The organism is Sedimentitalea sp. (genome assembly GCF_039973035.1).
Taxonomy (GTDB): domain Bacteria; phylum Pseudomonadota; class Alphaproteobacteria; order Rhodobacterales; family Rhodobacteraceae; genus Sedimentitalea.
Genome location: NZ_JBDWLR010000095.1, coordinates 17,809 through 40,653, shown reverse-complemented (window position 1 = coordinate 40,653; position 22,845 = coordinate 17,809). Strand labels below are relative to the sequence as shown.

The window sequence follows — 22,845 nt, the reverse complement described above, 5'->3', positions numbered from 1 at the left end:
GCATGCGTAGTTTTTACGGCACAACGCTGGAAAATGGCTTCATGCTCGGAACGGCGCAATACCCGTCGCCGGCAATCCTGGCCGAGGCGTTCAAACGCAGCGCCGCAAGCGTGGCCACCGTATCTTTGCGTCGCGAAAGCGGACGGGATCGACAAGGGCAGGGTTTCTGGCAATTGATCCGCGATCTAAACGTTCACGTCCTGCCGAACACGGCCGGATGCCACAGCGTCAAAGAAGCGGTGACAACCGCACATATGGCGCGCGAAGTCTTTGACACGAAATGGATCAAGCTCGAAGTCATAGGCGAGGAAGATACGCTTCAACCGGATGTGTTTGGTTTGGTCGAAGCGGCGCGCATCCTGTCGGAAGACGGGTTTCAGGTGTTCCCCTACACCACCGAAGACTTGGTTGTCGCCGACAAGTTGTTGCACGCGGGATGCGAGGTCTTGATGCCGTGGGGTGCGCCAATCGGGTCGGGATTGGGGCTGAACAATATCTTCGGATTGCGCGCCATGCGGGCCCATTTTCCCGACGTCCCGTTGGTGATTGATGCCGGTCTGGGCCTGCCCTCGCAGGCGGCGGCGGCGATAGAGCTGGGATTTGATGCAATCCTGCTGAACACGGCTGTGGCCAAGGCGGGTGATCCTGCTGCAATGGCAGAAGCCTTTGCAATGGCGATCAGGTCCGGTCAATTGGCGCAGGCTGCTGATCCGATGGAACCACGCGACATGGCGGCCCCTTCGACCCCTGTGATCGGAAAGGCGTTTCTGGAATGAGCCTTGATCGCTTTTATCCGATTTTTGACAGCGCCGACTGGCTTGAAAGGCTGGTGCCGATTGGGATCAAGCTGGTGCAACTCCGCATCAAGGACGTGCCCAGCGATGTCATCCGCGATCACATTCGCCGCGCAAAAACCGTTTGCGGGGCCAATGGGTGCACGTTGATCGTCAACGATTACTGGCAGATCGCGATCGAGGAAGGCTGTGACTATATCCATCTCGGTCAGGAAGACCTTGATGATGCCGATATCACCGCCATTCGTGATGCGGGCCTGCGTCTCGGGATCAGTACGCATGACAAGGCAGAACTGGCGCGGGCACAGGCGCTGATGCCTGACTATATTGCCTTGGGACCGATTTATCCCACGATCCTCAAAAAGATGAAGTGGCACGAACAGGGCATTGAAAAGCTCACGACGTGGCGCGGGTTGATCGGAGACACACCTCTGGTCGCGATCGGCGGCATGTCGATTGACCGCGCGCCCGGCGCGTACGAGGCTGGGGCGGATATCGTCGCTGCCGTCACCGACGTTACCCTGAATGCCAGCCCCGAAGACCGTGTACGCGCATGGCTGGCGGCAACGCGATGAGCAGATACGCACGTCAAATCTGTCAGCCCGAAGTCGGCGAGGATGGTCAGGCCGCGATCCGCGCTGCGCATGTGCTGATTGTTGGTGTCGGCGGGCTGGGTGCGCCAGTGCTGCAATATCTTGTTGGTGCAGGTGTAGGGCGGCTGACGTTGGTGGATGGCGATGTCGTAGCGCTGTCGAACCTGCATCGGCAAACCCTGTTTCGCGAACGTGACATTGACAGGCCCAAGGTCAACGCAGCGGCAGACACACTGTGCGCCCTGAACGGCGACTGCGTGATCAATGTTGATGAAACGCCGCTCGGACCTGCAAATGCCGCCACGTTGGTTGGGCACAGCACGCTGGTGCTGGATTGCGCCGACAGCTTTGCAACCAGCTATATCTTGTCCGATGCCTGCCAAGATGCGGGCGTGCCGCTTATCAGTGCCTCGGTACTCGGCTTCTCCGGATATGTGGGCGGGTTCTGCGGAACGGCCCCATCGCTGCGCGCGGTATTCCCTGACCTCCCGGATCGCGCCGCCACCTGCGCCACCGCCGGCGTCATGGGGCCGGTCGTGGGCATGATCGGTGCGGCGCAGGCACAAATGGCCTTGGGGTGTCTGATTGGTCAAACTCCATCGTCATTGGGGCAATTGATCAGCTTTGACATGCAAACTTTTCGAACGTCCGGGTTCCGCTTTGATAATGCGCCCGAGCCTCATGCGGACCTGAAGTTTATCGCCGCCAATGACATCATCGCCCCTGATTTCGTCGTGGAATTGCGCGACACGATCGAAGCCCCAGATCCGGTTTGCGCACATGCGCAGCGCCTGACCGTGGCGCAATTCGCTGGCCACATGCCTGTTCCGGCCAACGATCAGCGCGCCGTATTTGTTTGCCGATCCGGGCTGCGTGCCTGGCAGGCGGCCTCAACACTCCGGTCCTATTGGGACGGGGACATTTCGCTCGTCGCAATCGGCGATACGCCATCACATAAAGGACAAACCACATGAGACTTGCGTCACTGACCGTAGCCATCTCTCTCGCAACCACGCCATTAATGGCTGCGGATGAAATGACGGTTTTGTTGGATTGGTTCATTAATCCGGACCACGGGCCGATCATTGTCGCGCAGGAAAAGGGGTATTTCGCCGAGCAGAACCTCGAGGTTGAAATCGTCGCGCCTGCGGATCCGTCTGATCCGCCCAAATTGGTTGCGGCAGGTCAAGCGGAATTGGCAGTTTCCTATCAGCCACAACTCCACATGCAGATCCACGAAGGTCTGCCGTTGCAACGGGTCGGAACATTGGTCGCTACGCCGCTGAACTGCCTGTTGGCCTTGGCTGATGGACCGATCCAATCCCCTGCGGATCTGGCCGGCAAAAAGGTCGGTTTTTCGGTCGGTGGTGTCGAAGAGGCGGTTCTTGGTTCCATCCTGCGCCACCATGGCCTGTCGCTGGATGATGTCGAACTGGTCAACGTGAACTGGTCGTTGTCACCCTCGTTGATGTCAGGCCAGGTCGATGCGGTCATTGGTGCCTACCGGAACTTTGAGCTGAACCAGATGGAAATCGAAGGCATCGAGGGCAACTGCTTTTTTGTCGAAGAGGAAGGTCTGCCCGCTTATGACGAGCTGATCTATGTCGCCAATACCGAAACGATGGACAAGGACATGATCGCCCGTTTTCTGGCCGCGACCGAAAAGGCGACACAGTTCATTGTAAACCATCCCGAAGACAGCTGGACCGTCTTTTCCGGCACTTCTGCAGAGCTTCAGGATGAGTTGAACGCCAAAGCCTGGGTTGATACCCTGCCACGGTTCGCGCTGCGCCCTGCTGCGCTGGATGCCGGTCGCTATGCCACGTTCGAAAGTTTTCTGAACGAAGCGGGCTTGATCCCGTTTCCGAACCCTGTATCGACAATCGCAATCGATGTGACGGCAAATTGATGGCTCCTGATTACGGCAAAACCTTTGGTCTTTGGCGCGCGGGTGCGGCGGAGCCGTGGCATAACTATATGAACCACGCGTTCGTCGAAGGGCTGCGGGATGGATCACTCCCCCGTGCCTCATTCCTGCATTACTTGATTCAGGATTATGTCTTTCTGGTTCATTTTTCGCGGGCGTGGTCCTTGGCACTGGTCAAGGCCGAAACGCTCGCGGAAATGAAGGTCTGTGCAGGCATGGTCGATGCGCTCGTCAATCAAGAGATGGGGCTGCACGTCAAGACCTGCGCGCGAGAAGGCATCGACGAAGCCGCGCTGTACAACGCAACCGAGGCTGCCGAGAACCTCGCCTATACACGCTATGTCATGGACGCCGGACTGCAGGGCGATTTTCTGGATATGATGGCGGCCTTGGCACCGTGCGTCATGGGCTATGGCGAAATCGGCGTGCGGCTGGCGGCGGAAAAGGCCGCCGACACCCCTTATGCAGAATGGATCGCGACCTACGCGGACCCCGAATATCAATCGGTCTGCTCTACAGTGGGCGAAATGATCGACTCGGCAGTTGCCCGACGGATCGGCGATCTGTCCAGTTCTCCGCGCGCGCTCCAGCTGCAAGACCGCTTTACCCGGACAACGCAACTTGAGATCAGTTTCTGGCAAATGGGTATGAACGTCTGATGCGCGCCTCGCCGGGGATCGTGTTGCAAGGACAACATCGCATTGACGGTGAGGTTCTGTTTGACGTGAACCTACAGATCCCGGCAGGCAAGTGGACCTGTCTGCTGGGAAAATCGGGCGTCGGCAAATCGACGATCCTGCGCCTGATACTGGGGCTGGAAACCGGCGGAGAGTTTACCGGCACGTTCGAAGCGACGGATCGTGCGCCGCTGGATGGGCGAATCAGCTATATGGCGCAATCTGATCTGCTGCTGCCGTGGTTGTCGGTTCTTGAAAATGTCAGCATCGGCGCACGTCTGCGCGGCGAAGCGCCTGATACGGCAACGGCCAGCCGCCTGCTTGAGCGCGTTGGCCTTTCCAAACATGCGTGTCAAAAGCCCAGTACACTTTCAGGCGGAATGCGCCAGCGGGCCGCCCTTGCGCGGACTCTGTTTGAAGACCGCCCGATTGCCTTTCTTGATGAGCCGTTCTCTGCACTCGATGCAGGCACGCGGGCAGACATGCAGGAACTTGCGGCTGAACTGTTGAAAGGCCGCACGGTATTGTTGGTCACGCACGACCCCGCAGAGGCCGCGCGGCTTGCGGATCAGATTACGGTGATGTCCACGAATGGGGCCGAAAACTGGCCGGTTCCCGAAACACCTGCGCTGCGCGAGATAAACGAGCCTCGGACCCTGGCCTGTCAGGCGCAGCTCCTTAACTATTTGCGAGGACAGAAAGCATGCGCATAAGGGATATCCTTTTGGCGCTGTTGATCGGGCTGGGTCTGTGGCAGGCGCTGGTGGTCATCACGGATGCCCCCCACTTTATCCTCCCCTCGCCTTGGCGGGTGGCGCAGGCGGCATACAACAGCCGCGTGATCATTGCTGAGAATGCCTGGGTTACTGCGACCGAAGTGCTTCTGGGGCTTGTCATCGGCACCCTTCTCGGCGTCGCAACGGCAATCCAGCTCGCCTATTCCAAGACGGCCGAGCGATTGATGCTGCCAATCCTAGTCTTCACCCAAGCGGTCCCGGTCTTTGCATTGGCCCCGTTGCTCACCCTGTGGTTCGGCTATGGCATGGGGTCGAAAATCGTCATGGCGGTGCTGATCATCTATTTTCCGGTCACATCCGCGTTCCATGACGGCCTGATCCGGATCGACAGCGGCTTGCGTGATCTTTCAATTTCCATGCGGGCCGGAAAGTGGAATTTTCTTCGCTACGTCCAAATCCCCAATGCCCTGCCCAGCCTCGGAACGGGCCTTCGCCTCGCGGCGGTCTATGCCCCGATTGGCGCGGTGATCGGGGAGTGGGTCGGGGCGTCCAAGGGGCTTGGGTACCTGATGCTTCTGGCGAACGGGCGGGCAAAGATCGACCTGATGTTCGCCAGCCTGATCGTACTTGCCAGCCTGACCGTCATCCTCCACCTCGCGGTCGGCGTTCTGGCCACCCAACTCACCCGCTATGCGCGGGGCAATTCCCTCAAATAGAAAGCACACTCATGCGCGCCACTGATACTCTCCGTCAATCCGTACAAAGCGACTGGGATGCCGCGACGGATCATCCGTTTTGCAAAGAGCTGGCGGATGGATCGCTGCCGCTCGACAAAATGCGGTGGTATCTGGTTCAGGACTATAAATTCGTCGACCAATTCGTGCGTTTGCTGGCAACTGCCATCGCCCACGCACCGACCTTGGCGGATGGCGTGCCTGCTGCCCAGTTCCTGGCGCTCGTGACCAGCACCGAGAACACCTATTTCCTGCGCAGCCTAAGTGCGTTGGAGGTGTCGGAGCACGATCGGAATGCACCGGCTGCCCCTGCGACATTTGCGTTTCAGAATCTTATGACCGAAGCGCGGAACTCTGGCCGTTATGAGCAGATGCTGGCGGTTCTCGTCGTCGCCGAGTGGAGCTATTTGACATGGGCAGACCGCTACACCTCCTATGATGCCGCTCTGCCATTCTGGTTTGCAGAATGGATTGATCTGCATACCGGCATGGGTTTTGAATCTGTCGTTGCGTATTTGCGGGAGCAGCTCGACAGCATTTGGGTCGAGTTGAGCGATCAGCAACAAGCGGACGCCACCGCAATGTTTCAAAGGGCGGTGAGCTATGAACGCGCCTTCTTTGATGCGGCCTACGGTGTTGGCCACAAAGAGTGCTAGGGATTTCCAGGTTGTGCGGCAAACCCGGCGGTGAAGGCCCGCCGGGCAAGTCATCCGGATCCGTGAGGATGTTGGGTGCGGTTCAGGCCAGCCAAGTGCGGTAATCGCTTACCAGCAGATGGGTGGGGGCCACGTCTTCCTCAATATCGGCGAACCGGCCGATAGGTTCGAGAAAGATGTTGTCGGTCTCGTCGTCGTTGACAGTCGACACCTCGCCAATCAGCACGCTGCCACCTTCGCCCCAAAAGGCATGCCAGTCGCCGGGGCGCAAGGTCACGCTTTCGCCCGGGGCGAGGCGGAGTTTCTCGCCAGCCGCGAATTCGCGGCGGATACCGTCAAGCCAAACGGTACCACCCTTGTCTTCGGCAAAGTTGCCCTGATCGTCGGATCCGAACAGTTCGACCACCAGAGTGGCGCCACCGCGGTTGATGATGTCCTCGGCCTTGATCACATGGGTATGCATTGGGCTGAGCTGATCCTGCTGCGAAATCAGCAACTTTTCGGCATAGCACATGCCGCCGCCGCGTTGCAGATCAGCCAGAAGACCGTTGCGCAGGGTGAAGAGAAACAGCCCCATCTCGTCAAAGCGGCCGTCACCGTAGTCGGTGATGTCCCACCCACAGCGGGCGTCGATGACGTGGCGCGCGTCGTCCTTGCGGGCCATAAATTGGTCTGGCGTCCAGTTGGCAAACGGCGGCAGCGTAAAGCCATAGTGCCGGATCATTGCGTCGGACTCTGCGATGATGTCGTTGATACGGGAGCGTTTCATGCAGCAAACTCGTAGGTGTGGAGGATTTCGATGACCATGGCAGCGGTCCAGGTAAAGTGGGCGCCGCCGCAGGGTTCGGCGGTGATCGGATCGTGGTACTCGCCAGAGCCGATGATTTCAATCAGCGGCAGACAATCGCCCATGATACGGTCGATCATGTCGGGTACGCTTGCGTGTTCCAGACCGTCGGCGGCCATGTAGCTGACAATCAGCCAAACCGGCCCGCGCCAATAGCGCAAGCCCTCGAACTCTGGCGAGGTCGGCCACATCCTCGCAAGAACGGATCAGGATGGCGTTGAATCCGGGATCGACGACCTGAAACGGCGAAGCATCATGTAACTTGGTATTGTCCCAGTTCAGGTTGCGAAATTTTTTCACTAGCCAGATATAGCGCTTGTACTGCTGTCCGTGGGCCGGTGCGCCGGGTTGGCGTGGGTGGTATCGCGGCGGGTGAATGCACCAACACCCTCGGTGGGGACGCGACTGAATGCATCGTCCCAGTCTGCCGAGTTGTCGCGACCCGGTTCCCAAGGGTGCAGCAGGGACACCAGACCAGTGCCTTGTGGATCGCGGGCGCGGTAAAACCATTGGTGCCAGGCATGTATCCTCGGCAAAAGCGCCTTGGCCTGAGCGGCTGCCAGAGTCTTTTCCAGAGCGCGGTCATGGATGCGACGTATGGCAAACCCTGCTACAGGAGGCTCGGTGATGCCGGGGAGGATCAGTGGCAACACCACTTTGGTAAAGGCAGTGACCCGCGTACAGCCGAGCGTCCACGCGACCTCTTCCAGCTCGACAGGTATCCCCGAGAACAGCGAAAATGTGATCAGCACTGCGAAGGGAATGGCCAGCGTGGTGTGCATGAGGGCCAGACCAAACAGGGCATAGTCAAGGCCGGTCTGGATGAACATGACCGCCAGAGGCAGCGCCAAAAGCGGCAGTGGAAAGGCCCGTGTCAGCAGGATCAGCAGGCGGAATACCTCTTTGCCGCGAAAGTCGAAGCGCGAGAGGGCATGCCCGCAGGCGCGCCGATCGGGATCGACACGATCATCGTCATGCTGGCCACCAGAATGGAGTTTTTCAACGCCAAGAGCATCCCCGCAAAGCCCGTAAAGAGAGTCAGCGAGCCGAGGTCGAACTCGGGGGAGAAGGGCTTGAGAAAGCTGTTCACGGTTTCCGGAGACGACAGTGTGTTGATCGCCAGGAAGTAGTTCGGCGCTCGCACCCAGCCGCAGAGCAGGATGATGCCCGCAGTATAGACGAACCGTCCGGCGCCGAGGGTATCCTTGGCGGCGGGGACATCAGTGGCAGCAGCGGTCATATCGTTGCTCCTTTCGGGACGCGCAGAATGACAGGGGTTGCAGCAATCGAGATCGCTAGAACGATCAGCGCCATCACGGCAGCAGCACCGTTATTGAGCAGATCGAACTGGTAGGCATAGGTCTCTCCCATCAGTACCGGGAAGAGCGTGCCGCCAAGGGCCGCCACCACGGCAAAGACCTCGAACTCCATGATGACCCGCAAGACCAGCGCCGTTTGCAAGCTGGGTCTCAGCATGGGCAAGGTGATTCCGCAGAAAGCGTTTCCAAGGCGATGCGCTAAAGACTTCGGCCGACTCATAGTATTTCTTGTGGATCAGGCCGATGCCTGCCACGAGGATGACCAGCATGATCGCGGTCGCACGCCAGATTTCAGCCAGTGCAATCGCCAAGAAGACAGGGCCGGGGTTATGAAAGGTCAGAAAGTTGACCGGTTTGTCGATAGCGCCAACCGCATCCAACATCGAATTGAGAAAGTCCGACTGTTCGAAAATCGCGAGGCAGATGAGACCAGCAGCGAGATCGGAGGTGCCCAAGGAAATGGTCCAGACATACAAGATCAGGCCGCGACCCTTTTCCATCTTGGAAACCATGGTTGCCATCAACAGCGAAAGCGCCAGCTGGATCGACACGACAAGGCACGCAACTTGAGGCCTTCATTCGCAATGGGCGCGGCGGTTTGCTTTGGGTGTGCGCGATGGACACAACCGAAGAGACGTTTGATCTGTTGCAGGCGCACGTGATCCCTACCGTGACTTTCCTTCGACCTGCGTGTGATTGCTTTGATCATGTTGGCATCCGGAATGCAGTCGCCACTGATATCGCGACAAACCATCTGGCCCTCATACGACACTAAGCTGGCCGGGATGGAAGCGCTGATTGCATTGCGTGCAGACCATCCGCAGGTCACTGCGGTGGCCTGCAACGGTGATATGGTGGCTCTTGGGGCCTGTCTGGGACTCCAGAAGGCGGTGCTTGTCTCCGGACGCGATCTTTCGGTGATCGGTTTCGGAGATTTCGGCCGAACTGGTGATACGTGAGACCACCGGGGTCAATCCCACAGCAGTCGTTGCGAAAGACTGATCGCGCTAGCATGCTGATCGACTGCAATGAAGTTAGCTGGGAATAGGAAACCCAAACCCGCGCGGATCTGCGATGACACTGCCGTGGTCGATTAAGCTTTGTCGACAAGAAGTGAATACAATCTAGAGTGGCGACAACTGAGCGCTTGATCTAAGGCGTTCAATCAAGTCAATTTACCGAAAGTCCATCGGTCAGACGATTTGGCCAATCTGGCTTTGGCCTTGGCAGATCAATCGTCGTTAACGGGAGTGGGCTATGCTGCATTGGATCAAGTGGATCGTGGTCGCCTGTTTGGGGTTCATGCTGCTGGCGGCGTTGGTCGGCTGGTTTGTCCTGTCATCCTCGTTGCTGGCTGGTGTTCGTGGGCATCTTGTTGAAACAGTGTTGGCGAAAAAGCTTGGCAACTCTGTCCAGATTGACGGTGGCGTCTGGGTGGAGCCGGGCGAGACCCTGAACATCACCGCCGAAGAATTGGTGGTGGCCCGCCCGTCGACGCCAGACACACATCTTGCAACTGTTCAGAAAGTGGCGTTTGACGTGCCGCTCCGCGCGTTGTTGCGAGGTCGCGTGGTGTTGCACGACATTTCGGTCAGCGGTGCGGATGTCACGTTGGGCTCCCAGCAAGGTGGCAAGAGCCCATCGCCCGTTTCAAAGAGCAGCGCCGGAACCAAGGCTGCATCAGTTGGTCACAAGGCCATGACCTTTCTCGGCAGTCATCAGATCAACTTTGCCGATTCCAGTGTCACCTATCGGGATGCCGACAACGGGCTGGACCTGGCTCTGCAGCTCGAAACCTTTGGGCTGGGCAAGTCGAAAGACAGCGCTGAGGCGAGTGTCGCTGTTCAGGGAAAGGGTGCCCTAAACGGCCAGGATGTGACGTTAAGCGGGAGCTTTTCTGAAACGCAGCCGTTTTCGATTTCCGCGAGTTTCAGCGATGTTGATGTCGACCTGAAAGCCACGCCCGGCTCGGACGGAATAGACACTGGTTATGACGCTGATCTGACCGCAACAGTATCTGATCTCAACCAACTGCTGGCAATCTTCAAGCTTGCCGGAACTGTGAACGGCACCGGAAAAGTTACCGCTTCTGCGCAAAGGACACCCGCCGGTGGTTCGGCCAAAGGCGATATGGAATTTGAACTGACCACTGGCGAAAGCCTCACGGTCAACGCCGATATTGCCGATCTGACCAAGCCTAAGGATGCCACGGTCAAGACAAAGTTGAGATTATATGCCGAGGGCGACGAACCGCCAGCGACGCATTCGCGACGTGATCTCAAGCTGGTCGGGATAGATATGGACCTGACCAGCCGCCCCGGACAGCAACCGCTGCGATCGATGGTGATCACGACCAACGGGTTTGTTCTGGACACAGGTGGGGTCGGGCCGCCGCCGATTTCCGTGTCAGATATCTCGCGCACCAGTGACGGAAAGTTGAAAATCGGCAAGGCCGAGTTGCGTATCGGGCCGCCAGCCAGCCCATTCGTATTGCTGGAAGGGGTGATTGGCGATCTGCTCGCGTTAAGCGAGCTTGATTTCACCGGCACATTGGATTCACCCGGCGGCAATCTGATTGCGCCGGAACGGCTGCAAGGGGACGCGGCACTTGGCCGGATCGCGGGCTCGTTTGAATTGCTGGGTGATACCAAGACATTGAAACTGTCCGCGCTGCAACTGGCGCTGAAAGACACCGACCTATGGTCTCTGAACACAACGGGGTCGGCCGCGAACATCCTCAGGTTCGACGACGTGACGCTGGACATAAACGCAAAGATCGCCTCGGTCTCGGCGTTCCTGAAAGCGCTGGACCTTGAGCCGGGTGAAGACGATATTGCCGCCGGGCTGGAGCTCAAGTTGAGCAGCCATGACACCGACTGGAAGTCGTCCGCAAAGGTTACCGTTGACGACTCAGATCTGCTCGCAGACCTGACATTGCAGGCCCAAGCCGAGCATCCCACCGTAAAGGGCAGTATCAAAAGCGATCTGATACGGATCGGTCATTTGCGCGACATCGTCAAAGCATCCATCGAACTGAGCAAGCTGGACGAAACAACCGCTAAACCACAACCGGGCTCACAAAAGGACGCAGCGAAAGCGCCGGGGACTGATGACGCCGAGGAGGGCCCATTACGAGATGTCACGTTGCAGCCCATCGGTCAGGCCATTCTGTTGTCAGGCGTGGACGTGGACATCAAGATCGACCTCGAGAAGATCGAGATGCCTAAGGGCGAGGGCAGCATTCACAGCGAGCTGGTTGTCGTCGACCAAAAAGCAAAACTTGGACCGGTAAAGTTTGAATACGGCGGAGGTCATTTTGATGTCAGTGCCGCGATGGACATGGCCAAGAACCCTGATGTGCTGAGCCTTAAGGGATCGACGGGAGGCTGGGATTTTGGGCATGTTCTCAAGCTGTTGAAGTTCAAGAAACACGCGAGCGGCATTCTCGATGCCAGTTTCGAAGTCTCTGGCGAGCATGCCTCTGTTCGCCGATATTTGCGAAGCTTGTCGGGGTACGGAACGGTCTCCATGCGCAATGGCAGTGTCGATAGCCAATTGCTGGATCTGGCCGGGTTGGGTGTTGTCCCTTGGTTGTTTGAAAAGGGTCGGAAGAAGAACGCGGTGATTGTTTGTCTCAGAGCGCCGCTGAATGTGACCAACGGTCGTTTCACGCTCAAGAACGGCGTTGTCGAAACGCCCAAGGTGCAACTGGTTGTACAGGGGGATGTGAACATGAGAAACGATACACTGGACATATCAGGCCAGCCCCGAAGGATTGGCAAACCGCTATCACGCAGCCCCTGGCCGTTCACGATCAAGGGGTCGATCAAGGATCCCAAGGTCAAGGTGAAAGATGGCCATAACCGCGAGCATCGCGCGGATGGTGCATCGACGATGCCAGCGCGTCGGAAAATCTGTGTGCCGGACATACTGCAACTGAAATAACGTCAAAAACGGCGCTAGTTGGAACAGGGAAAGCCGATGTACGACCCAAATCGCCGTACCATATTCGGGAGCAGCGTGGTTGTGTTGGCAACCGTCGGAATGCTGCTGGTTCTTTCGCCATTCTGGGCGGCGATTTTCTGGGCCATCGTTCTGGCGATCCTGTTCTGGCCGCTGCGGCAAAGGCTCGTTGATCGGGTGCCGGGACGAACTGCGGTCACCTCGGGTCTGATTATTGTATTGATCGTGATTTTCATCCTGCTCCCGGCATTTCTTGTTGCGGGTCTTATTGCGGATGGTGCCGCCGCAGTCGTGTCTCAGATTCAATCGGGCGCGTTCAAGCCTGCTGAGGTCCTTGAAAAATTGCCCGCACAGTTTCCAAGGGTGGCGAATGCGCTGCCAAAACTGGGGCTCGATATAGATGTTGTCAAATCGATGGTCGGGCAGGGGTTTGTGTCGGCGGGGCAGTTTGCGGTTTCGAATATCGCTGTCATTGGACAAAGCGCGTCTGCCTATCTGTTTAACGTCTTTCTGGCGCTCTACGTGCTGTTCGCCTTGCTTCAGAACGGCGACCAAATCTATCGTTCATTTTACAACAGCTTTCCCGCATCTGAACACAGCAAGCAACGGTTCTTTGGCGCCTTCTCGGATATGGCGGTGGCGACCATCAAGGGAATGGTGTCGGTTGGAATCGTGCAGGCGATGCTGGGCGGCACAATATTCTGGATACTGGATGTTCCGAGCCCGGTGTTCTGGGGGGCCTTGATGGGCCTGTTCTCGGTGGTGCCCCCGTTTGGTGCAGGATTCATCTGGGGGCCGGCGGGTGTCATGATGATATTGAACGGAAACCTGCAAGGTGGGCTGATACTGTTGGCCTTTGGTGCGGGCGTGATCAGCATGTCTGACAATCTCGTTCGCCCCATCGTGGTCGGCCGCGCGAGCAGCGTTCCGGGGTACATGGTTCTGGTGACAACCTTGGGTGGGCTGGCCATGTTCGGCTTGACCGGGCTGGTTCTCGGCCCGGTCATTGCATCGCTGTTCCTGTCGGTTTGGCGGCTGTTTGACGAGGTCGAGCACGAGACCGGTAATTCAGCAGGGTCACAGGAGCGTGACGGTTCACCTTCGAATACGAGTTGAGGGCGATATGTTTCCCGGTCCGGCGCCCTGCTTGGGTGGCGCAATGCGGTGAACTGTAACCCGTTCCTTTGCGAGCGGGACGACTTTGGGCCATGCATTAGGCGCAAGACGGCATTGCGAAAACACTTGGCAGTTTCGCTTGCTTGTTCCGGGAAAGACACCCAAATGCCTCGTGACGGAGAGGTTTGGCATTGCTCCGCCTCCACCCGACATCATCATTCAAAATTCAGAGGCTTATATGTCTTACGCTACACTTGCCCCATCTGTCGACGAACGCCGTTTTGGCGTTATCGGCATGTTCATCCGCTCGGCCTTTGGCCAGCTCAAAAGCCAGCGCGATCCAGTTCCGGCCAATCAAGGAACCGGCGCGATGTCGGAACCAGAACTGGCCGATATCGGACATGCCCGCGGCGTGATTTCCGGTACCTCTCAGCAGGCAGCCGGGTCTCGCTGAAAAAAATATGCAGGGCGCGTGGGCGTAACGCTCGCCGCCTTGCCTGTCGGCCCAACGGTGCTTGCCAATGTGACGCCGTACCGGGTTGGTTGAAAGAATCGTATGTGGCCTAGCGGTTGCTGTCGATCCATTTGGACATCAGCATCTTGTCGCGAAAGCACTCTCGTGGCACGTCGCGGCGTTTTATGCGGGCGATCCGCTCGGCAAATGCAACCTGTTTGGACGACGGATAGCTGGAGAAGGGCGATTGGTCGGGTTTGCGGCACTGCGCTTCGATCCAGCGAGACAGCCGCCTCCGGTCCGCAGCGAGTTCTGACGGCAATTCCTCTTTGGTGCGTGACGCAAGACTTTGCGCAAACCGGATTTGTTTCTCGGTCGCCGGAAGCACGTGATAATCATTACTGCGCAGTGCGTTTTCTGTCGGGTCTATTGAAGCCGTTCGCATGAATGGGACCTCCACTTGTTTTGAAACATATTAGAACAAAAAGAGAACAATAGCAAGTGTTGTGGTAAATGACTGCCAAGTCACTGTATGTGGGTGCCTAGGACGTATTCCTGACCGCTAAAACCGACCCCTCTTGACTGCATGGCAATATGCGAATGTGATGGCGGCAATGCCAACACACGGTGAAGTCACTTCCAGCTCGACCACAATTATGTCGGGCGGAGCGAGGGAGGCAGGGATGAAGTTCGACTGACGTCAGTCAGACAGCGACTTTGTTTCTGCGATCGGAAGGAGCAACGTCAATGATGTGTCTAGACGAGTTTGATGAGGCAATTCTGTCGAATTGCGGCCGGTTCCACACAGAGCCCAAGCGTGGATCGAGAAAGCGCATCGGCAACTTTGCAAAGCGGCCCCGTCTGGGTGTCGATATTGCTGAGATCGACTGTACCATCGAACACATTCAACGTTCGCGTCTAGGCATTCGCAGGGATGATCAAGAGTATATGTTTTTGCTGTATCAAAAGACCGGTGAAACCGCGGTCTCGCACAACCAGCGCGACGAGGTCCTGAGGCCTGGCGAGTGCCTGCTGCTTGATTCCACCAAGACCGCAACGCTGGGGTTTAGCGGCCAGCATGCCAGCTTCGCTTCCGTGCATCTTCCGCGCGGACTGTTTCTGGATGACCGGAATTTCTTTCCGGCAGCGGGTCGCAAGATCGGTGCGGCCCATGCCCTGCACGGAAGCCTGAAGAAAGTCCTGTTCTCGGATGAATCCCGCCCGGAGATGGATTTTTCGGCGGACTACCTGTTTGATTTCGTCCGGATGATTTTCGGGTCAGAAGCCGGCACTGTCGAAGCATCGCGGTTCCGGAACCGCGACGACTTGTTCCGGTACGTGCAGGACACGATTGATCGCAAGCTGATGGATTCAGGCTTTACCATTGATTGTCTGGCCCGGCACGTCGGCCGTTCACGCCGGCAGTTGCAGCGAGATTTCAGCGACAACGGGACAAGCTTTACCCGGCAAGTGCAGCAACGGCGCCTGATGTTCGTCAAGTCCCGACTCGAGCGGAATGTGAGGCTCGGAACCCGGACACCGATATCCGAGATTGCGTTTCAGTCCGGCTTTAACGACCTGTCACATTTCAACCGGCTGTTTCGCAAACACCAGGGGATTTCGCCGCGCGAATTTTGTTCGCAGATGGCTGCGTCCGTCGGGGCTTTTGAAACACAACACTAATTTTGGCGCGGGCCGCAGGCTTCGTGGCGCATTAATCCAAGAAACGCCGCCATTATTATGATTGTATGCCGCTCGCTGCGTTGGAGGACCGGTTCTGCCCCAGATGGATGATGGATTGACCATGCTCTCGCATGGTCAGGTATTGCCAGTGTCATCGAGGGGTCGTCGGAGCAGCCGTCCGGAGGGGCCCGTAATCGCCCTAACCCGACCAAATCAGGAGGAGAAGTCGCTTGAATACCGCAGAGCTTGACCGAACGGCCCCGGAGGGGGGAAGGTCGCATGTCATAGGGGCGCTTCTTCCGGCACTCAAAGACGTCACCATCCCGCAGTTGTTCCGCGAAACGCTCGCCGAACATGGCGACCGCGAGGCGCTGGTGTTTTCCGAAGCCGGGATTCGCCTGACTTACCGCGAATTCGATCAGAAAATCGACGCCTGCGCCGCGGGCCTGCTTGCGCTTGGGGTGCAAAAAGGCGACCGGGTTGGAATTTGGTCACCAAACCGTTTCGAATGGGTCCTGACACAGTTTGCCACCGCGCGGATGGGCGCAATTCTGGTGAATATCAACCCGGCTTACCGCCTCTCCGAATTGGAACACGCACTCAACAAGGTCGGCTGCAAGGCATTGATCGCGGCTCCGGTTTTCAAAAGCTCGGACTATGTCGAAATGATCCGTGCGCTCGTGCCAGAGCTTGAATCGGGCACAACCGGCGATCTGAACGCCGCGAAATTACCGGATCTACGCCACGTGATCGTGATGAGCGCTGATCCCGGTCCCGGCATTCTATCATTTGATGCACTTGTGGACCTGGGTGGGCCGGATGAGCTCGGGCAGCTTGATGCAATCGATGCGACGTTGACGCCACAGGATCCGATCAACATTCAATTCACCTCAGGCACCACGGGGCTGCCTAAGGGGGCAACCCTGTCGCACTTCAACATCGTCAACAACGCACGCTATGTCACCGATCGTATTGACATGACCGATGCCGACACGCTGGTGATCCCCGTGCCGTTGTATCACTGTTTTGGGATGGTCATGGGCGTGCTTGGCGCGATCAGCAAAGGGGCCAGGATCGTGTTTCCCGGGGAAGCGTTCGATCCGGTGCAAACATTGGACGCAATTAGTGATGAACGCGCCACCGCCCTCTATGGTGTGCCGACGATGTTCGTCGCGATGCTGCAAGAACTCAACACCCACCCGCGTGATCTGTCCTGTTTGCGGACCGGCATCATGGCCGGCGCCCCATGCCCGATCGAGGTGATGAATCGGGTCGGCAGTGAAATGAACATGTCAGAGGTCACCATCTGTTACGGTATGACCGAAACCTCACCAGTATCGTTCCAGAGCTTTACCAATGATCCGGTCGACAAACGCTGTGAAACCGTCGGGCGTGTCCATCCGCATCTGGAGGTGAAGTTGATCGACGACGCCGGAGAGATTGTGCCGGTCGGCGAGCGGGGCGAAATCTGTACCAAGGGCTATTCCGTGATGACGGGATATTGGGGTGACGACGTTGCCACCGACAAGAGCATCGTGGGCGGCTGGATGCATACCGGCGATCTCGGCGTGTTTGACGAATTGGGTTTCTGCTCGATTGTCGGGCGGGTCAAAGACATGATCATTCGGGGGGGAGAGAATATTTTTCCCCGCGAGATCGAGGAATTCCTGATCCGCCACCCAAACGTCAGCGAGGCTCAGGTCTTTGGAGTACCGGATGAAAAACTCGGCGAAGTGGTCTGTGCCTGGATCATCGAGCGGCCTGGCAGCGGGTTGGTCGACAAAGACGTGCAGGAGTTTTGCAAGGGACAGATTGCCCATTACAAGGTGCCCAAACACATCCGGATGGTCGAGGAACTGCCCATGACCATCACCGGAAAACCGCAAAAATTTGTCATGTCCGAACAGATGCAAGAATTGCTCGCGAAAGAGGCTGGTTGATTTTGCGGCATCCCTGCTGTCGGGATGGATTTAGTGGCTGTTTTCAGGCGTACGAAACCAGCCACCCCCAATAAATGTATTGATCGGTTGATACTCGCTTCGTAGCATAATTGGGGGAATGACAACTGCCAGACTCGCCTGAGTTTTCTGAATAGGGGAAAGTCTCATTGAAACTAAAGGATAATTTTGGCGCAATCGCCACGGCTTTTGGCGCATCAGGCCAAGACTGGACCTTGTCGATATGGTGTCGTCAGGAAAGCTGTCGCCAAAGTTCTGAGATGGGGAAGCTCGGCAATGAGTTTGATGAGGTCGTCCCAAACGTGAAGTCGCCAATGCCCAAACCAAAGGTGCTTAACGCGCAGTCCATTGCGACAGTGGCACCTTGGTGCATGCGTGTGCGGCACGTCGAAAGACATGGATGCCCTTTGCCTCGTGCTGCTGCCGTCTCCTGCCGATCCGGTGGGTGTCACCGGTCGGCTATCCCACACGCGCCGCATGGCGGGCATCTCGAATGAGCCAAAATTCCATTCACAACATACCAGCAGGTTGCTTATGAAAAACAATGCTATAACCGCCCTCTCGCTCCTGTCCGTTCTCGGTGGTCAGGCCGTCGCTCAGGAAGTGGATCTTCAACCGGAAACGCTCATCGTTGAAGAGCGGATCTCGGAAGGCGAACATGTATATGTCATGGATATGGGGATATCCGGTCCCAGTTCGATCATGGTTCTGAATGCCGATGATCTGTCGCTGGAGGGCAATATAGGTGCCGGCAATTTCAGCCAGATGCTGATGAGCCCGGACAAGTCCAGCATCTATACGTCCTCGGTGTTCATGACCCGCTATACCTATGGCGACGTCGAGGCCGTGATTGGCGAGTGGGATTCCCAGGCGCTGACAGGTAAACGCGAGATCATCGTTTCCAACAAGCTGGCGCAGACCCTGAGCCAGAAAGGAGCTCTCAACCTCTCGGCAGACGGGGACTATCTTGTGGTTCAGAACGCGACCCCGGCAACGTCGGTCAGCATCGTCAGCCTGACCGAAAACAAAGAGGTTGTTGAAATTCCAACCCCTGGTTGTTGGACGGCCTACCCAGCGCTTGACAGCAGCGCTTTCTCGACCCTGTGCGGCGACGGTACCGTCGTCAAATACACCTATTCGGCGGACGGAGGCTTTGGCGATCCGGCGAGATCCGACAAGATTTTTGATCCTGACGCAAACCCGGTATTCGGCAACGCGGTCCGTGTCGGCGGCAATCTGGTTTATGTCTCTTACGCGGGCGCACTCTTGGTCGTTGATGACAGCGGCGATGTTCCTACACTGACTAACACGATCGAATTTGCCGAGGAGGGATGGGCGCCTTCGGGATATAACCTGATGGGCTATCACGAACCGTCGCAGACCTTGTTCATCACCATGCACTCGAACCCGTTTGACGGCTCGCACAAGCTTCCGGCCGAAGAAATCTGGGCGATCAACATGGAGAGCGGGACCGTCACCGGACGATCCGAGGCCCATGGCGAGGGCAACATTACCGTCAGCGGTGGTGAGGTTCCTACGGTATTTGGTGTCGATCACCTTGGTGGGATGCATCGCTATGAGGTGACGCTTGGCGATACCGTGAGCCTGACTCAGGCAGCGGAACGCGAAGGCGTTGTCTTCTTTGCGACCATCCTTGCCACTGACTATTGAAATGGAAGCGCTTGCCCCACTTGCATCGGTAACGATCACCACCTTTCTGGTGATCGTGATCACGCGGGCTGCTTGGCACAAAGTGGAACGGTATCTTGAAACCGTTGGCTTTGCGCAGGGTTACGGGCTGGTGCCGGATCACTGGGCCGCACCCATCGTCAGGGGGCTGACCGTGATCGAAATCGGCACAGTTCTGGCCCTGTTGATACCGGGTGTGCGGATGCTGGGCGGAGTGGCTGCCGCCATTCTGTTCACTGGCTATGGTCTGATTATGGCGATTGCGTTGATGCAAGGCCGGAGCCAGATCGACTGCGGCTGTGGTGGCGTTCCGCAAATCGTTTCAGGCTATACCCTGACGCGCAACGCTGTGCTGGCCGGTTTGGCGGTGATCGTGGCGGTCTTGCCCGCCCAAGCTATCGGGCCAGTTGATGCCGCCGCCGCAATCGCAGCGGCACTGGTCTTTGCCGCCATCTATGCGGTTGTTGAAAAACTCGCCTCGCACCTGCCAAATATTCGCGCGGGAGAAAGTTGATATGAACCTGATTATCTTTTCCAACGTCCTGCTTTGGATCATCGTGATCGTTCAGATCGGTGTCATCTTTGCATTGGCCCGTCAGGTGGGGATCCTGTTTGAACGGGTCTCTCCGGTCGGGGCGATGATTTCGGACAGCGGCCCGGCCCTTGGGGACAAAGTTCCTCAAATGGCATTGCCAAACCTGAACGGCGAGGGTCTGACGCTGGCCGCACAGAACGGTCGCGCGCAACTTGTTTTCTTCCTTTCGACAAGCTGCCCGATCTGCAAGGCGCTGGTCCCATCGTTGAAGTCAATCCAGTCCGACGAAGCCGCTTGGCTGGATGTCATTCTTGCCTCGGATGGTCGGGAAACATTGCATCGTCGGCTCATCGATGCCGAAGGACTGCAGGGATTTCCCTATGTCCTTTCATCAGAACTCGGAATGAGTTTCCGGGTCTCCAAACTTCCCTTTGCCGTGCTCATCGACAAGGACGGAAAGGTCGACGCCAAGGGTCTTGTGAACAGCCGGGAACAACTCGAAAGCCTGTTCACAGCATCCGAGACCGGAATACCCTCTTATCAAGCCGCCGTTGCCGGCATGACTTCGTAACTCTTCGCTCCATCAAGAAGGAAACCGCCCATGACCCGTATCATCGACAAACTTCTCGAACGTCTCGACAAAAGCGTCGAGTCCAATGTCCGCTCGTCCGCGCGCCAGCACGGTCGCCGGTCCTTTCTGGCCCGGACCGGTTCTGCGCTTTTTGGTGCCACTGTTCTGGCACCGGTACTTCCCTTTGACCGTCGCGCCCATGCGACAGAAGCCGGTGGCGCCGAAGACCCGTGCAGCTATTGGCGGCACTGCGCCATTGATGGCTTTCTTTGCGACCAATCTGGCGGTTCGCTGACCACCTGCCCGCCGGGATCCTCGGTGTCGGCCGTGTCCTGGGTCGGGACCTGCAACAACCCGGACGACGGCAAAGAATATCTGATCAGCTATAATGATTGCTGCGGCAAGCCGTTCATTCCCACGGCAACCTTCTGCAACAACAACAAGGGCGAGCGTCCCGGTTATCGCATGAGCCTTTACAACGATGTGAACTGGTGCACGGCCAATGCCGACAAGGGGTATCATTGTACCGTTTCGGTGGTCGTGGGAACCGCGGAATGAAGCGATGCGGCTTTCTTGGTGTTGCCGCCCTGCTGTGCAGTTTTGGCTCTGCACAGCAAGCCCTTGCTGATGGCGCGGAACTGTTCGCGGACAATTGTGCCATATGCCACAACGCGGGCGGTACAGGCACACCCGGGCTTGCCCCGGCGCTGAACCGCCCCGAGTTCTGGCAGGCGCTGGGCGATGATGCGCCAACCTATATCAGCACGGTCATGACCAAGGGTTTCAATATGCCGATTACGGTGCGCGGCGAGCGGTTTGCCGGGATGCCGATGATCCCGGTGTCGGCAGTTTCGGATGAGGACCTTGCCACCATCGCCACGTGGGTGCTGGCCAATCTGGGTGAGCTGGATCAGGGCGTCACTGCCGAAGACATCGCGGTGGTGCGCAGCGGTGCCTTGACCAATGCGGATCTCAAGGCGATGCGCCCCGAGACCGAATGAGGCGAGAATGACAAGAACCCTGCTTGTTCTGGCAGCCATTTTGGCAAATGCGATGCTCTTCGCGTCGCCCGCCAGCGCCGAGGCGCTATCGGCCCATGCAAACTACACTCTGCATTGTTCCGGATGTCACCGGCAGGACGGCGAGGGTGCCATCGAAGGTGGCATCCCCGCATTTCAGGATTCTGTTGGTCATATTGCCGGAACCGAAATCGGGCGGACCTATATCATGCATGTTCCCGGCGTCATTTCGACGAACATGACCGATGCTGATGTGGCGGGTGTTTTGAACTATATCCTCGACAAGTGGGGCGAGGGCGGCGAGGAGTTCACGGCTGAAGAGGTCACGCGTCGACGGGCGTTGCCGGTCGCGGATGTGGTCTCGTATCGCCGCCATGTTGTGGACGAGTTGAACAATAAAGGGGTTCAGATCGCAGAGTATCCGTGGCCGTGATCGACCTTCTGGTGGTCTGCGAATGCCGGGTGCGCGGCGTGCGACAGGATCGATAGACGCCGGTATGACTGTTCTCGCGATCCTGATTGTCCTGGTGTTCGCGACGAGTTTTTTGTTCACGGGCCGGGTCGGCGGCGGGTATTACTGGGATTTCGGCAATGCACTGGGCTTTCTGGCCCTTGCGGGTTTGTTGTTCCAGATGGTTCCATATCCCAGATCACTAACGGCGCGCAGGCACGAAAACATCGGGTATCTGGTACTGGCCGTGGCCATCGCACACGCTTTCTGGTTTCTTGCGGGCGATGCGGTGGTCCGGGTCTATCTGCAGCCGGGCGCTCCGCTCTACATGTGGGCCGGATTGGTCGGGATCATTTCGCTTGCCGCGCTAAGCATACTCGCCCGCATGCCTGATCGGATGCGCGTTCACAAACGATTCAGCAGCTTTAGGAACACCCATCGTGTTTTGGGTTTCATCGTCGTCGCGGCCACCGCGCATCACGTTCTGCTCAGTGGCATTTACCTGACGAGTTGGCCGCAATGGGTGCTGCTTGCACTGATCGGGCTGGGGGCCTGCTTTGGCCGCCAGTATTGGAGCCGACTTTCGCACCCACCTTCTGCCTCCAGCGTGGTCTATCTGTCCTTTGGAAGCATTGCGATCCTGCTGTTCGTTCTGGTTCGGAATGCCGGGTCATGAAATGGGTGCTGTTGGTTGTGATATTGATCGGCGTCGCGCTTGTCGTACTGGGGCCGCCGGGTGCGCCGAGTTCGGCAAAGCGCGAAACGATGTTTAAGACCGTCAGACCGCTCCTCCCCATGACGTTTGCGCATGCGGATCATTTTGATGTCGCCTGTGGTACCTGCCACCACGAATTTGTCGATGGAACGGCTGGCCTACCTTGCATTGCCTGTCATGCGACCGACGAAAAGGTGGCGCACCTGTTCGAACATCAGTTCCACACACTTTGCCGGTCCTGTCACGTGCAAGAACAGGCCTTGGGCAACACCAGCGGACCGGCACGGCGATGTGTCGATTGTCACCTGCCCGACGATGCGTTTTGATCGGGTCTAACGCCAATGGGTGTCATCACCAAAAACACCCGGCAGGGCCTGTCTGCCTTGCCGGGTGCGTGAGGGGTGGGC

The 22,845-nt window shown here is 57.6% G+C and carries 28 protein-coding genes; 22 read left to right on the top strand and 6 right to left on the bottom strand.

Annotation, left to right across the window (positions count from 1 at the left end):
- Nucleotides 1-2: 2 nt before the first annotated feature.
- From ABJO75_RS27155 to ABJO75_RS27120, 8 genes are read left to right on the top strand one after another with little or no spacing between them, the layout of a single operon-like run.
- Entirely contained in the window at nucleotides 3-776 is a 774-nt protein-coding gene (locus tag ABJO75_RS27155; RefSeq protein WP_348127930.1) for a thiazole synthase, read from the top strand.
- Nucleotides 773-1,369: a thiamine phosphate synthase gene (locus ABJO75_RS27150; protein ID WP_348127927.1), complete on the top strand. Its 597-nt coding sequence runs from the start codon at nucleotides 773-775 to the stop codon at nucleotides 1,367-1,369. The genes ABJO75_RS27155 and ABJO75_RS27150 overlap by 4 nt, the downstream gene beginning before the upstream one ends.
- On the top strand, nucleotides 1,366-2,361 hold the full coding sequence (locus ABJO75_RS27145; RefSeq protein ID WP_348127924.1) for a HesA/MoeB/ThiF family protein: 996 nt from the start codon (nucleotides 1,366-1,368) through the stop codon (nucleotides 2,359-2,361). The genes ABJO75_RS27150 and ABJO75_RS27145 overlap by 4 nt, the downstream gene beginning before the upstream one ends.
- Nucleotides 2,358-3,296, top strand: a complete 939-nt coding sequence (locus ABJO75_RS27140; RefSeq protein ID WP_348127921.1) for an ABC transporter substrate-binding protein — start codon at nucleotides 2,358-2,360, stop codon at nucleotides 3,294-3,296. Before ABJO75_RS27145 ends, ABJO75_RS27140 begins: the two co-directional genes overlap by 4 nt.
- Nucleotides 3,293-3,973, top strand: a complete 681-nt coding sequence (gene tenA / locus ABJO75_RS27135; RefSeq protein ID WP_348127919.1) for a thiaminase II — start codon at nucleotides 3,293-3,295, stop codon at nucleotides 3,971-3,973. The genes ABJO75_RS27140 and tenA overlap by 4 nt, the downstream gene beginning before the upstream one ends.
- Nucleotides 3,973-4,704, top strand: a complete 732-nt coding sequence (locus ABJO75_RS27130; protein ID WP_348127916.1) for an ABC transporter ATP-binding protein — start codon at nucleotides 3,973-3,975, stop codon at nucleotides 4,702-4,704. Before tenA ends, ABJO75_RS27130 begins: the two co-directional genes overlap by 1 nt.
- A complete protein-coding gene (locus ABJO75_RS27125; protein ID WP_348127915.1) occupies nucleotides 4,695-5,444 on the top strand; it encodes an ABC transporter permease in 750 nt (249 codons plus the stop codon). Before ABJO75_RS27130 ends, ABJO75_RS27125 begins: the two co-directional genes overlap by 10 nt.
- A gap of 11 nt (nucleotides 5,445-5,455) precedes the next feature.
- On the top strand, nucleotides 5,456-6,118 hold the full coding sequence (locus ABJO75_RS27120) for a TenA family protein (RefSeq protein ID WP_348127912.1): 663 nt from the start codon (nucleotides 5,456-5,458) through the stop codon (nucleotides 6,116-6,118).
- Nucleotides 6,119-6,200: 82 nt separating this feature from the next.
- Here the strand turns inward: ABJO75_RS27120 and ABJO75_RS27115 are convergent, their stop codons facing one another.
- The 5 genes from ABJO75_RS27115 to ABJO75_RS27095 form a co-directional block, all read right to left on the bottom strand.
- Nucleotides 6,201-6,887 carry a D-lyxose/D-mannose family sugar isomerase gene (locus tag ABJO75_RS27115; RefSeq protein WP_348127909.1) on the bottom strand — a complete coding sequence of 229 codons (687 nt, stop codon included), beginning with the start codon at nucleotides 6,885-6,887 and terminating at the stop codon, nucleotides 6,201-6,203.
- Entirely contained in the window at nucleotides 6,884-7,126 is a 243-nt protein-coding gene (locus ABJO75_RS27110) for a hypothetical protein (RefSeq protein ID WP_348127906.1), read from the bottom strand. Before ABJO75_RS27110 ends, ABJO75_RS27115 begins: the two co-directional genes overlap by 4 nt.
- A gap of 138 nt (nucleotides 7,127-7,264) precedes the next feature.
- Nucleotides 7,265-7,843: an ABC transporter permease subunit gene (locus ABJO75_RS27105; RefSeq protein ID WP_348128163.1), complete on the bottom strand. Its 579-nt coding sequence runs from the start codon at nucleotides 7,841-7,843 to the stop codon at nucleotides 7,265-7,267.
- A 5-nt stretch (nucleotides 7,844-7,848) separates the two neighbouring features.
- Entirely contained in the window at nucleotides 7,849-8,205 is a 357-nt protein-coding gene (locus tag ABJO75_RS27100; protein ID WP_348127903.1) for a hypothetical protein, read from the bottom strand.
- The gene (locus ABJO75_RS27095; RefSeq protein WP_348127900.1) at nucleotides 8,202-8,441 is read right to left on the bottom strand and encodes a hypothetical protein; all 240 of its coding nucleotides are present in this window, start codon (nucleotides 8,439-8,441) and stop codon (nucleotides 8,202-8,204) included. The genes ABJO75_RS27100 and ABJO75_RS27095 overlap by 4 nt, the downstream gene beginning before the upstream one ends.
- A gap of 565 nt (nucleotides 8,442-9,006) precedes the next feature.
- On the opposite strand from ABJO75_RS27095, the gene ABJO75_RS27090 reads away from it, so the two are divergent.
- The 4 genes from ABJO75_RS27090 (at nucleotide 9,007) to ABJO75_RS27075 (ending at nucleotide 13,817) form a co-directional block, all read left to right on the top strand.
- The gene (locus tag ABJO75_RS27090) at nucleotides 9,007-9,243 is read left to right on the top strand and encodes a hypothetical protein (RefSeq protein WP_348127897.1); all 237 of its coding nucleotides are present in this window, start codon (nucleotides 9,007-9,009) and stop codon (nucleotides 9,241-9,243) included.
- Between the two features lie 298 nt (nucleotides 9,244-9,541).
- Nucleotides 9,542-12,229: an AsmA family protein gene (locus ABJO75_RS27085; protein ID WP_348127894.1), complete on the top strand. Its 2,688-nt coding sequence runs from the start codon at nucleotides 9,542-9,544 to the stop codon at nucleotides 12,227-12,229.
- Between the two features lie 36 nt (nucleotides 12,230-12,265).
- Entirely contained in the window at nucleotides 12,266-13,363 is a 1,098-nt protein-coding gene (locus tag ABJO75_RS27080) for an AI-2E family transporter (RefSeq protein ID WP_348127891.1), read from the top strand.
- A 238-nt stretch (nucleotides 13,364-13,601) separates the two neighbouring features.
- Complete coding sequence (locus tag ABJO75_RS27075; protein ID WP_348127888.1) at nucleotides 13,602-13,817, top strand: hypothetical protein; 216 nt, start codon at nucleotides 13,602-13,604, stop codon at nucleotides 13,815-13,817.
- Between the two features lie 109 nt (nucleotides 13,818-13,926).
- Here the strand turns inward: ABJO75_RS27075 and ABJO75_RS27070 are convergent, their stop codons facing one another.
- Nucleotides 13,927-14,262, bottom strand: coding sequence for a hypothetical protein (locus tag ABJO75_RS27070; protein WP_348127885.1), 336 nt, complete (start codon nucleotides 14,260-14,262; stop codon nucleotides 13,927-13,929).
- Nucleotides 14,263-14,564: 302 nt separating this feature from the next.
- Here ABJO75_RS27070 and ABJO75_RS27065 point away from each other — a divergent pair, with 302 nt between their 5' ends.
- The 10 genes from ABJO75_RS27065 (at nucleotide 14,565) to ABJO75_RS27020 (ending at nucleotide 22,764) form a co-directional block, all read left to right on the top strand.
- Nucleotides 14,565-15,500: a helix-turn-helix domain-containing protein gene (locus ABJO75_RS27065; RefSeq protein ID WP_348127882.1), complete on the top strand. Its 936-nt coding sequence runs from the start codon at nucleotides 14,565-14,567 to the stop codon at nucleotides 15,498-15,500.
- Nucleotides 15,501-15,730: 230 nt separating this feature from the next.
- Nucleotides 15,731-17,440 carry an AMP-binding protein gene (locus ABJO75_RS27060; RefSeq protein ID WP_348127879.1) on the top strand — a complete coding sequence of 570 codons (1,710 nt, stop codon included), beginning with the start codon at nucleotides 15,731-15,733 and terminating at the stop codon, nucleotides 17,438-17,440.
- Between the two features lie 552 nt (nucleotides 17,441-17,992).
- Entirely contained in the window at nucleotides 17,993-19,129 is a 1,137-nt protein-coding gene (locus ABJO75_RS27055) for an amine dehydrogenase large subunit (protein WP_348127876.1), read from the top strand.
- Nucleotides 19,113-19,661 (top strand): MauE/DoxX family redox-associated membrane protein, encoded by a 549-nt coding sequence (locus tag ABJO75_RS27050; protein WP_348127873.1) that lies wholly within the window; start codon nucleotides 19,113-19,115, stop codon nucleotides 19,659-19,661. Before ABJO75_RS27055 ends, ABJO75_RS27050 begins: the two co-directional genes overlap by 17 nt.
- A 1-nt stretch (nucleotide 19,662) precedes the next feature.
- On the top strand, nucleotides 19,663-20,253 hold the full coding sequence (locus tag ABJO75_RS27045; protein ID WP_348127870.1) for a redoxin domain-containing protein: 591 nt from the start codon (nucleotides 19,663-19,665) through the stop codon (nucleotides 20,251-20,253).
- A 30-nt stretch (nucleotides 20,254-20,283) separates the two neighbouring features.
- Entirely contained in the window at nucleotides 20,284-20,811 is a 528-nt protein-coding gene (locus ABJO75_RS27040) for a methylamine dehydrogenase light chain (protein WP_348127868.1), read from the top strand.
- The gene (locus ABJO75_RS27035) at nucleotides 20,808-21,254 is read left to right on the top strand and encodes a cytochrome c (protein WP_348127865.1); all 447 of its coding nucleotides are present in this window, start codon (nucleotides 20,808-20,810) and stop codon (nucleotides 21,252-21,254) included. The genes ABJO75_RS27040 and ABJO75_RS27035 overlap by 4 nt, the downstream gene beginning before the upstream one ends.
- 7 nt (nucleotides 21,255-21,261) lie before the next feature.
- On the top strand, nucleotides 21,262-21,705 hold the full coding sequence (locus ABJO75_RS27030) for a cytochrome c (RefSeq protein ID WP_348127862.1): 444 nt from the start codon (nucleotides 21,262-21,264) through the stop codon (nucleotides 21,703-21,705).
- Nucleotides 21,706-21,769: 64 nt separating this feature from the next.
- Complete coding sequence (locus ABJO75_RS27025; RefSeq protein WP_348127859.1) at nucleotides 21,770-22,399, top strand: hypothetical protein; 630 nt, start codon at nucleotides 21,770-21,772, stop codon at nucleotides 22,397-22,399.
- Nucleotides 22,396-22,764 (top strand): cytochrome c3 family protein, encoded by a 369-nt coding sequence (locus ABJO75_RS27020; RefSeq protein ID WP_348127857.1) that lies wholly within the window; start codon nucleotides 22,396-22,398, stop codon nucleotides 22,762-22,764. The genes ABJO75_RS27025 and ABJO75_RS27020 overlap by 4 nt, the downstream gene beginning before the upstream one ends.
- The last annotated feature ends 81 nt before the right edge of the window (nucleotides 22,765-22,845 follow it).

What these genes read in the sequence shown, in the direction of transcription:
- ABJO75_RS27155 (WP_348127930.1), top strand. Translation starts at nt 3, where the DNA reads ATGCGTAGTTTTTACGGCACAACGCTGGAAAATGGCTTCATGCTCGGA.
- ABJO75_RS27150 (WP_348127927.1), top strand. Translation starts at nt 773, where the DNA reads ATGAGCCTTGATCGCTTTTATCCGATTTTTGACAGCGCCGACTGGCTT.
- ABJO75_RS27145 (WP_348127924.1), top strand. Translation starts at nt 1,366, where the DNA reads ATGAGCAGATACGCACGTCAAATCTGTCAGCCCGAAGTCGGCGAGGAT.
- ABJO75_RS27140 (WP_348127921.1), top strand. Translation starts at nt 2,358, where the DNA reads ATGAGACTTGCGTCACTGACCGTAGCCATCTCTCTCGCAACCACGCCA.
- ABJO75_RS27130 (WP_348127916.1), top strand. Translation starts at nt 3,973, where the DNA reads ATGCGCGCCTCGCCGGGGATCGTGTTGCAAGGACAACATCGCATTGAC.
- ABJO75_RS27125 (WP_348127915.1), top strand. Translation starts at nt 4,695, where the DNA reads ATGCGCATAAGGGATATCCTTTTGGCGCTGTTGATCGGGCTGGGTCTG.
- ABJO75_RS27120 (WP_348127912.1), top strand. Translation starts at nt 5,456, where the DNA reads ATGCGCGCCACTGATACTCTCCGTCAATCCGTACAAAGCGACTGGGAT.
- ABJO75_RS27115 (WP_348127909.1), bottom strand. Translation starts at nt 6,887, where the DNA reads ATGAAACGCTCCCGTATCAACGACATCATCGCAGAGTCCGACGCAATG.
- ABJO75_RS27100 (WP_348127903.1), bottom strand. Translation starts at nt 8,205, where the DNA reads ATGACCGCTGCTGCCACTGATGTCCCCGCCGCCAAGGATACCCTCGGC.
- ABJO75_RS27095 (WP_348127900.1), bottom strand. Translation starts at nt 8,441, where the DNA reads ATGCTGAGACCCAGCTTGCAAACGGCGCTGGTCTTGCGGGTCATCATG.
- ABJO75_RS27090 (WP_348127897.1), top strand. Translation starts at nt 9,007, where the DNA reads ATGCAGTCGCCACTGATATCGCGACAAACCATCTGGCCCTCATACGAC.
- ABJO75_RS27085 (WP_348127894.1), top strand. Translation starts at nt 9,542, where the DNA reads ATGCTGCATTGGATCAAGTGGATCGTGGTCGCCTGTTTGGGGTTCATG.
- ABJO75_RS27080 (WP_348127891.1), top strand. Translation starts at nt 12,266, where the DNA reads ATGTACGACCCAAATCGCCGTACCATATTCGGGAGCAGCGTGGTTGTG.
- ABJO75_RS27075 (WP_348127888.1), top strand. Translation starts at nt 13,602, where the DNA reads ATGTCTTACGCTACACTTGCCCCATCTGTCGACGAACGCCGTTTTGGC.
- ABJO75_RS27070 (WP_348127885.1), bottom strand. Translation starts at nt 14,262, where the DNA reads ATGCGAACGGCTTCAATAGACCCGACAGAAAACGCACTGCGCAGTAAT.
- ABJO75_RS27065 (WP_348127882.1), top strand. Translation starts at nt 14,565, where the DNA reads ATGATGTGTCTAGACGAGTTTGATGAGGCAATTCTGTCGAATTGCGGC.
- ABJO75_RS27055 (WP_348127876.1), top strand. Translation starts at nt 17,993, where the DNA reads ATGAAAAACAATGCTATAACCGCCCTCTCGCTCCTGTCCGTTCTCGGT.
- ABJO75_RS27045 (WP_348127870.1), top strand. Translation starts at nt 19,663, where the DNA reads ATGAACCTGATTATCTTTTCCAACGTCCTGCTTTGGATCATCGTGATC.
- ABJO75_RS27040 (WP_348127868.1), top strand. Translation starts at nt 20,284, where the DNA reads ATGACCCGTATCATCGACAAACTTCTCGAACGTCTCGACAAAAGCGTC.
- ABJO75_RS27035 (WP_348127865.1), top strand. Translation starts at nt 20,808, where the DNA reads ATGAAGCGATGCGGCTTTCTTGGTGTTGCCGCCCTGCTGTGCAGTTTT.
- ABJO75_RS27030 (WP_348127862.1), top strand. Translation starts at nt 21,262, where the DNA reads ATGACAAGAACCCTGCTTGTTCTGGCAGCCATTTTGGCAAATGCGATG.
- ABJO75_RS27025 (WP_348127859.1), top strand. Translation starts at nt 21,770, where the DNA reads ATGACTGTTCTCGCGATCCTGATTGTCCTGGTGTTCGCGACGAGTTTT.
- ABJO75_RS27020 (WP_348127857.1), top strand. Translation starts at nt 22,396, where the DNA reads ATGAAATGGGTGCTGTTGGTTGTGATATTGATCGGCGTCGCGCTTGTC.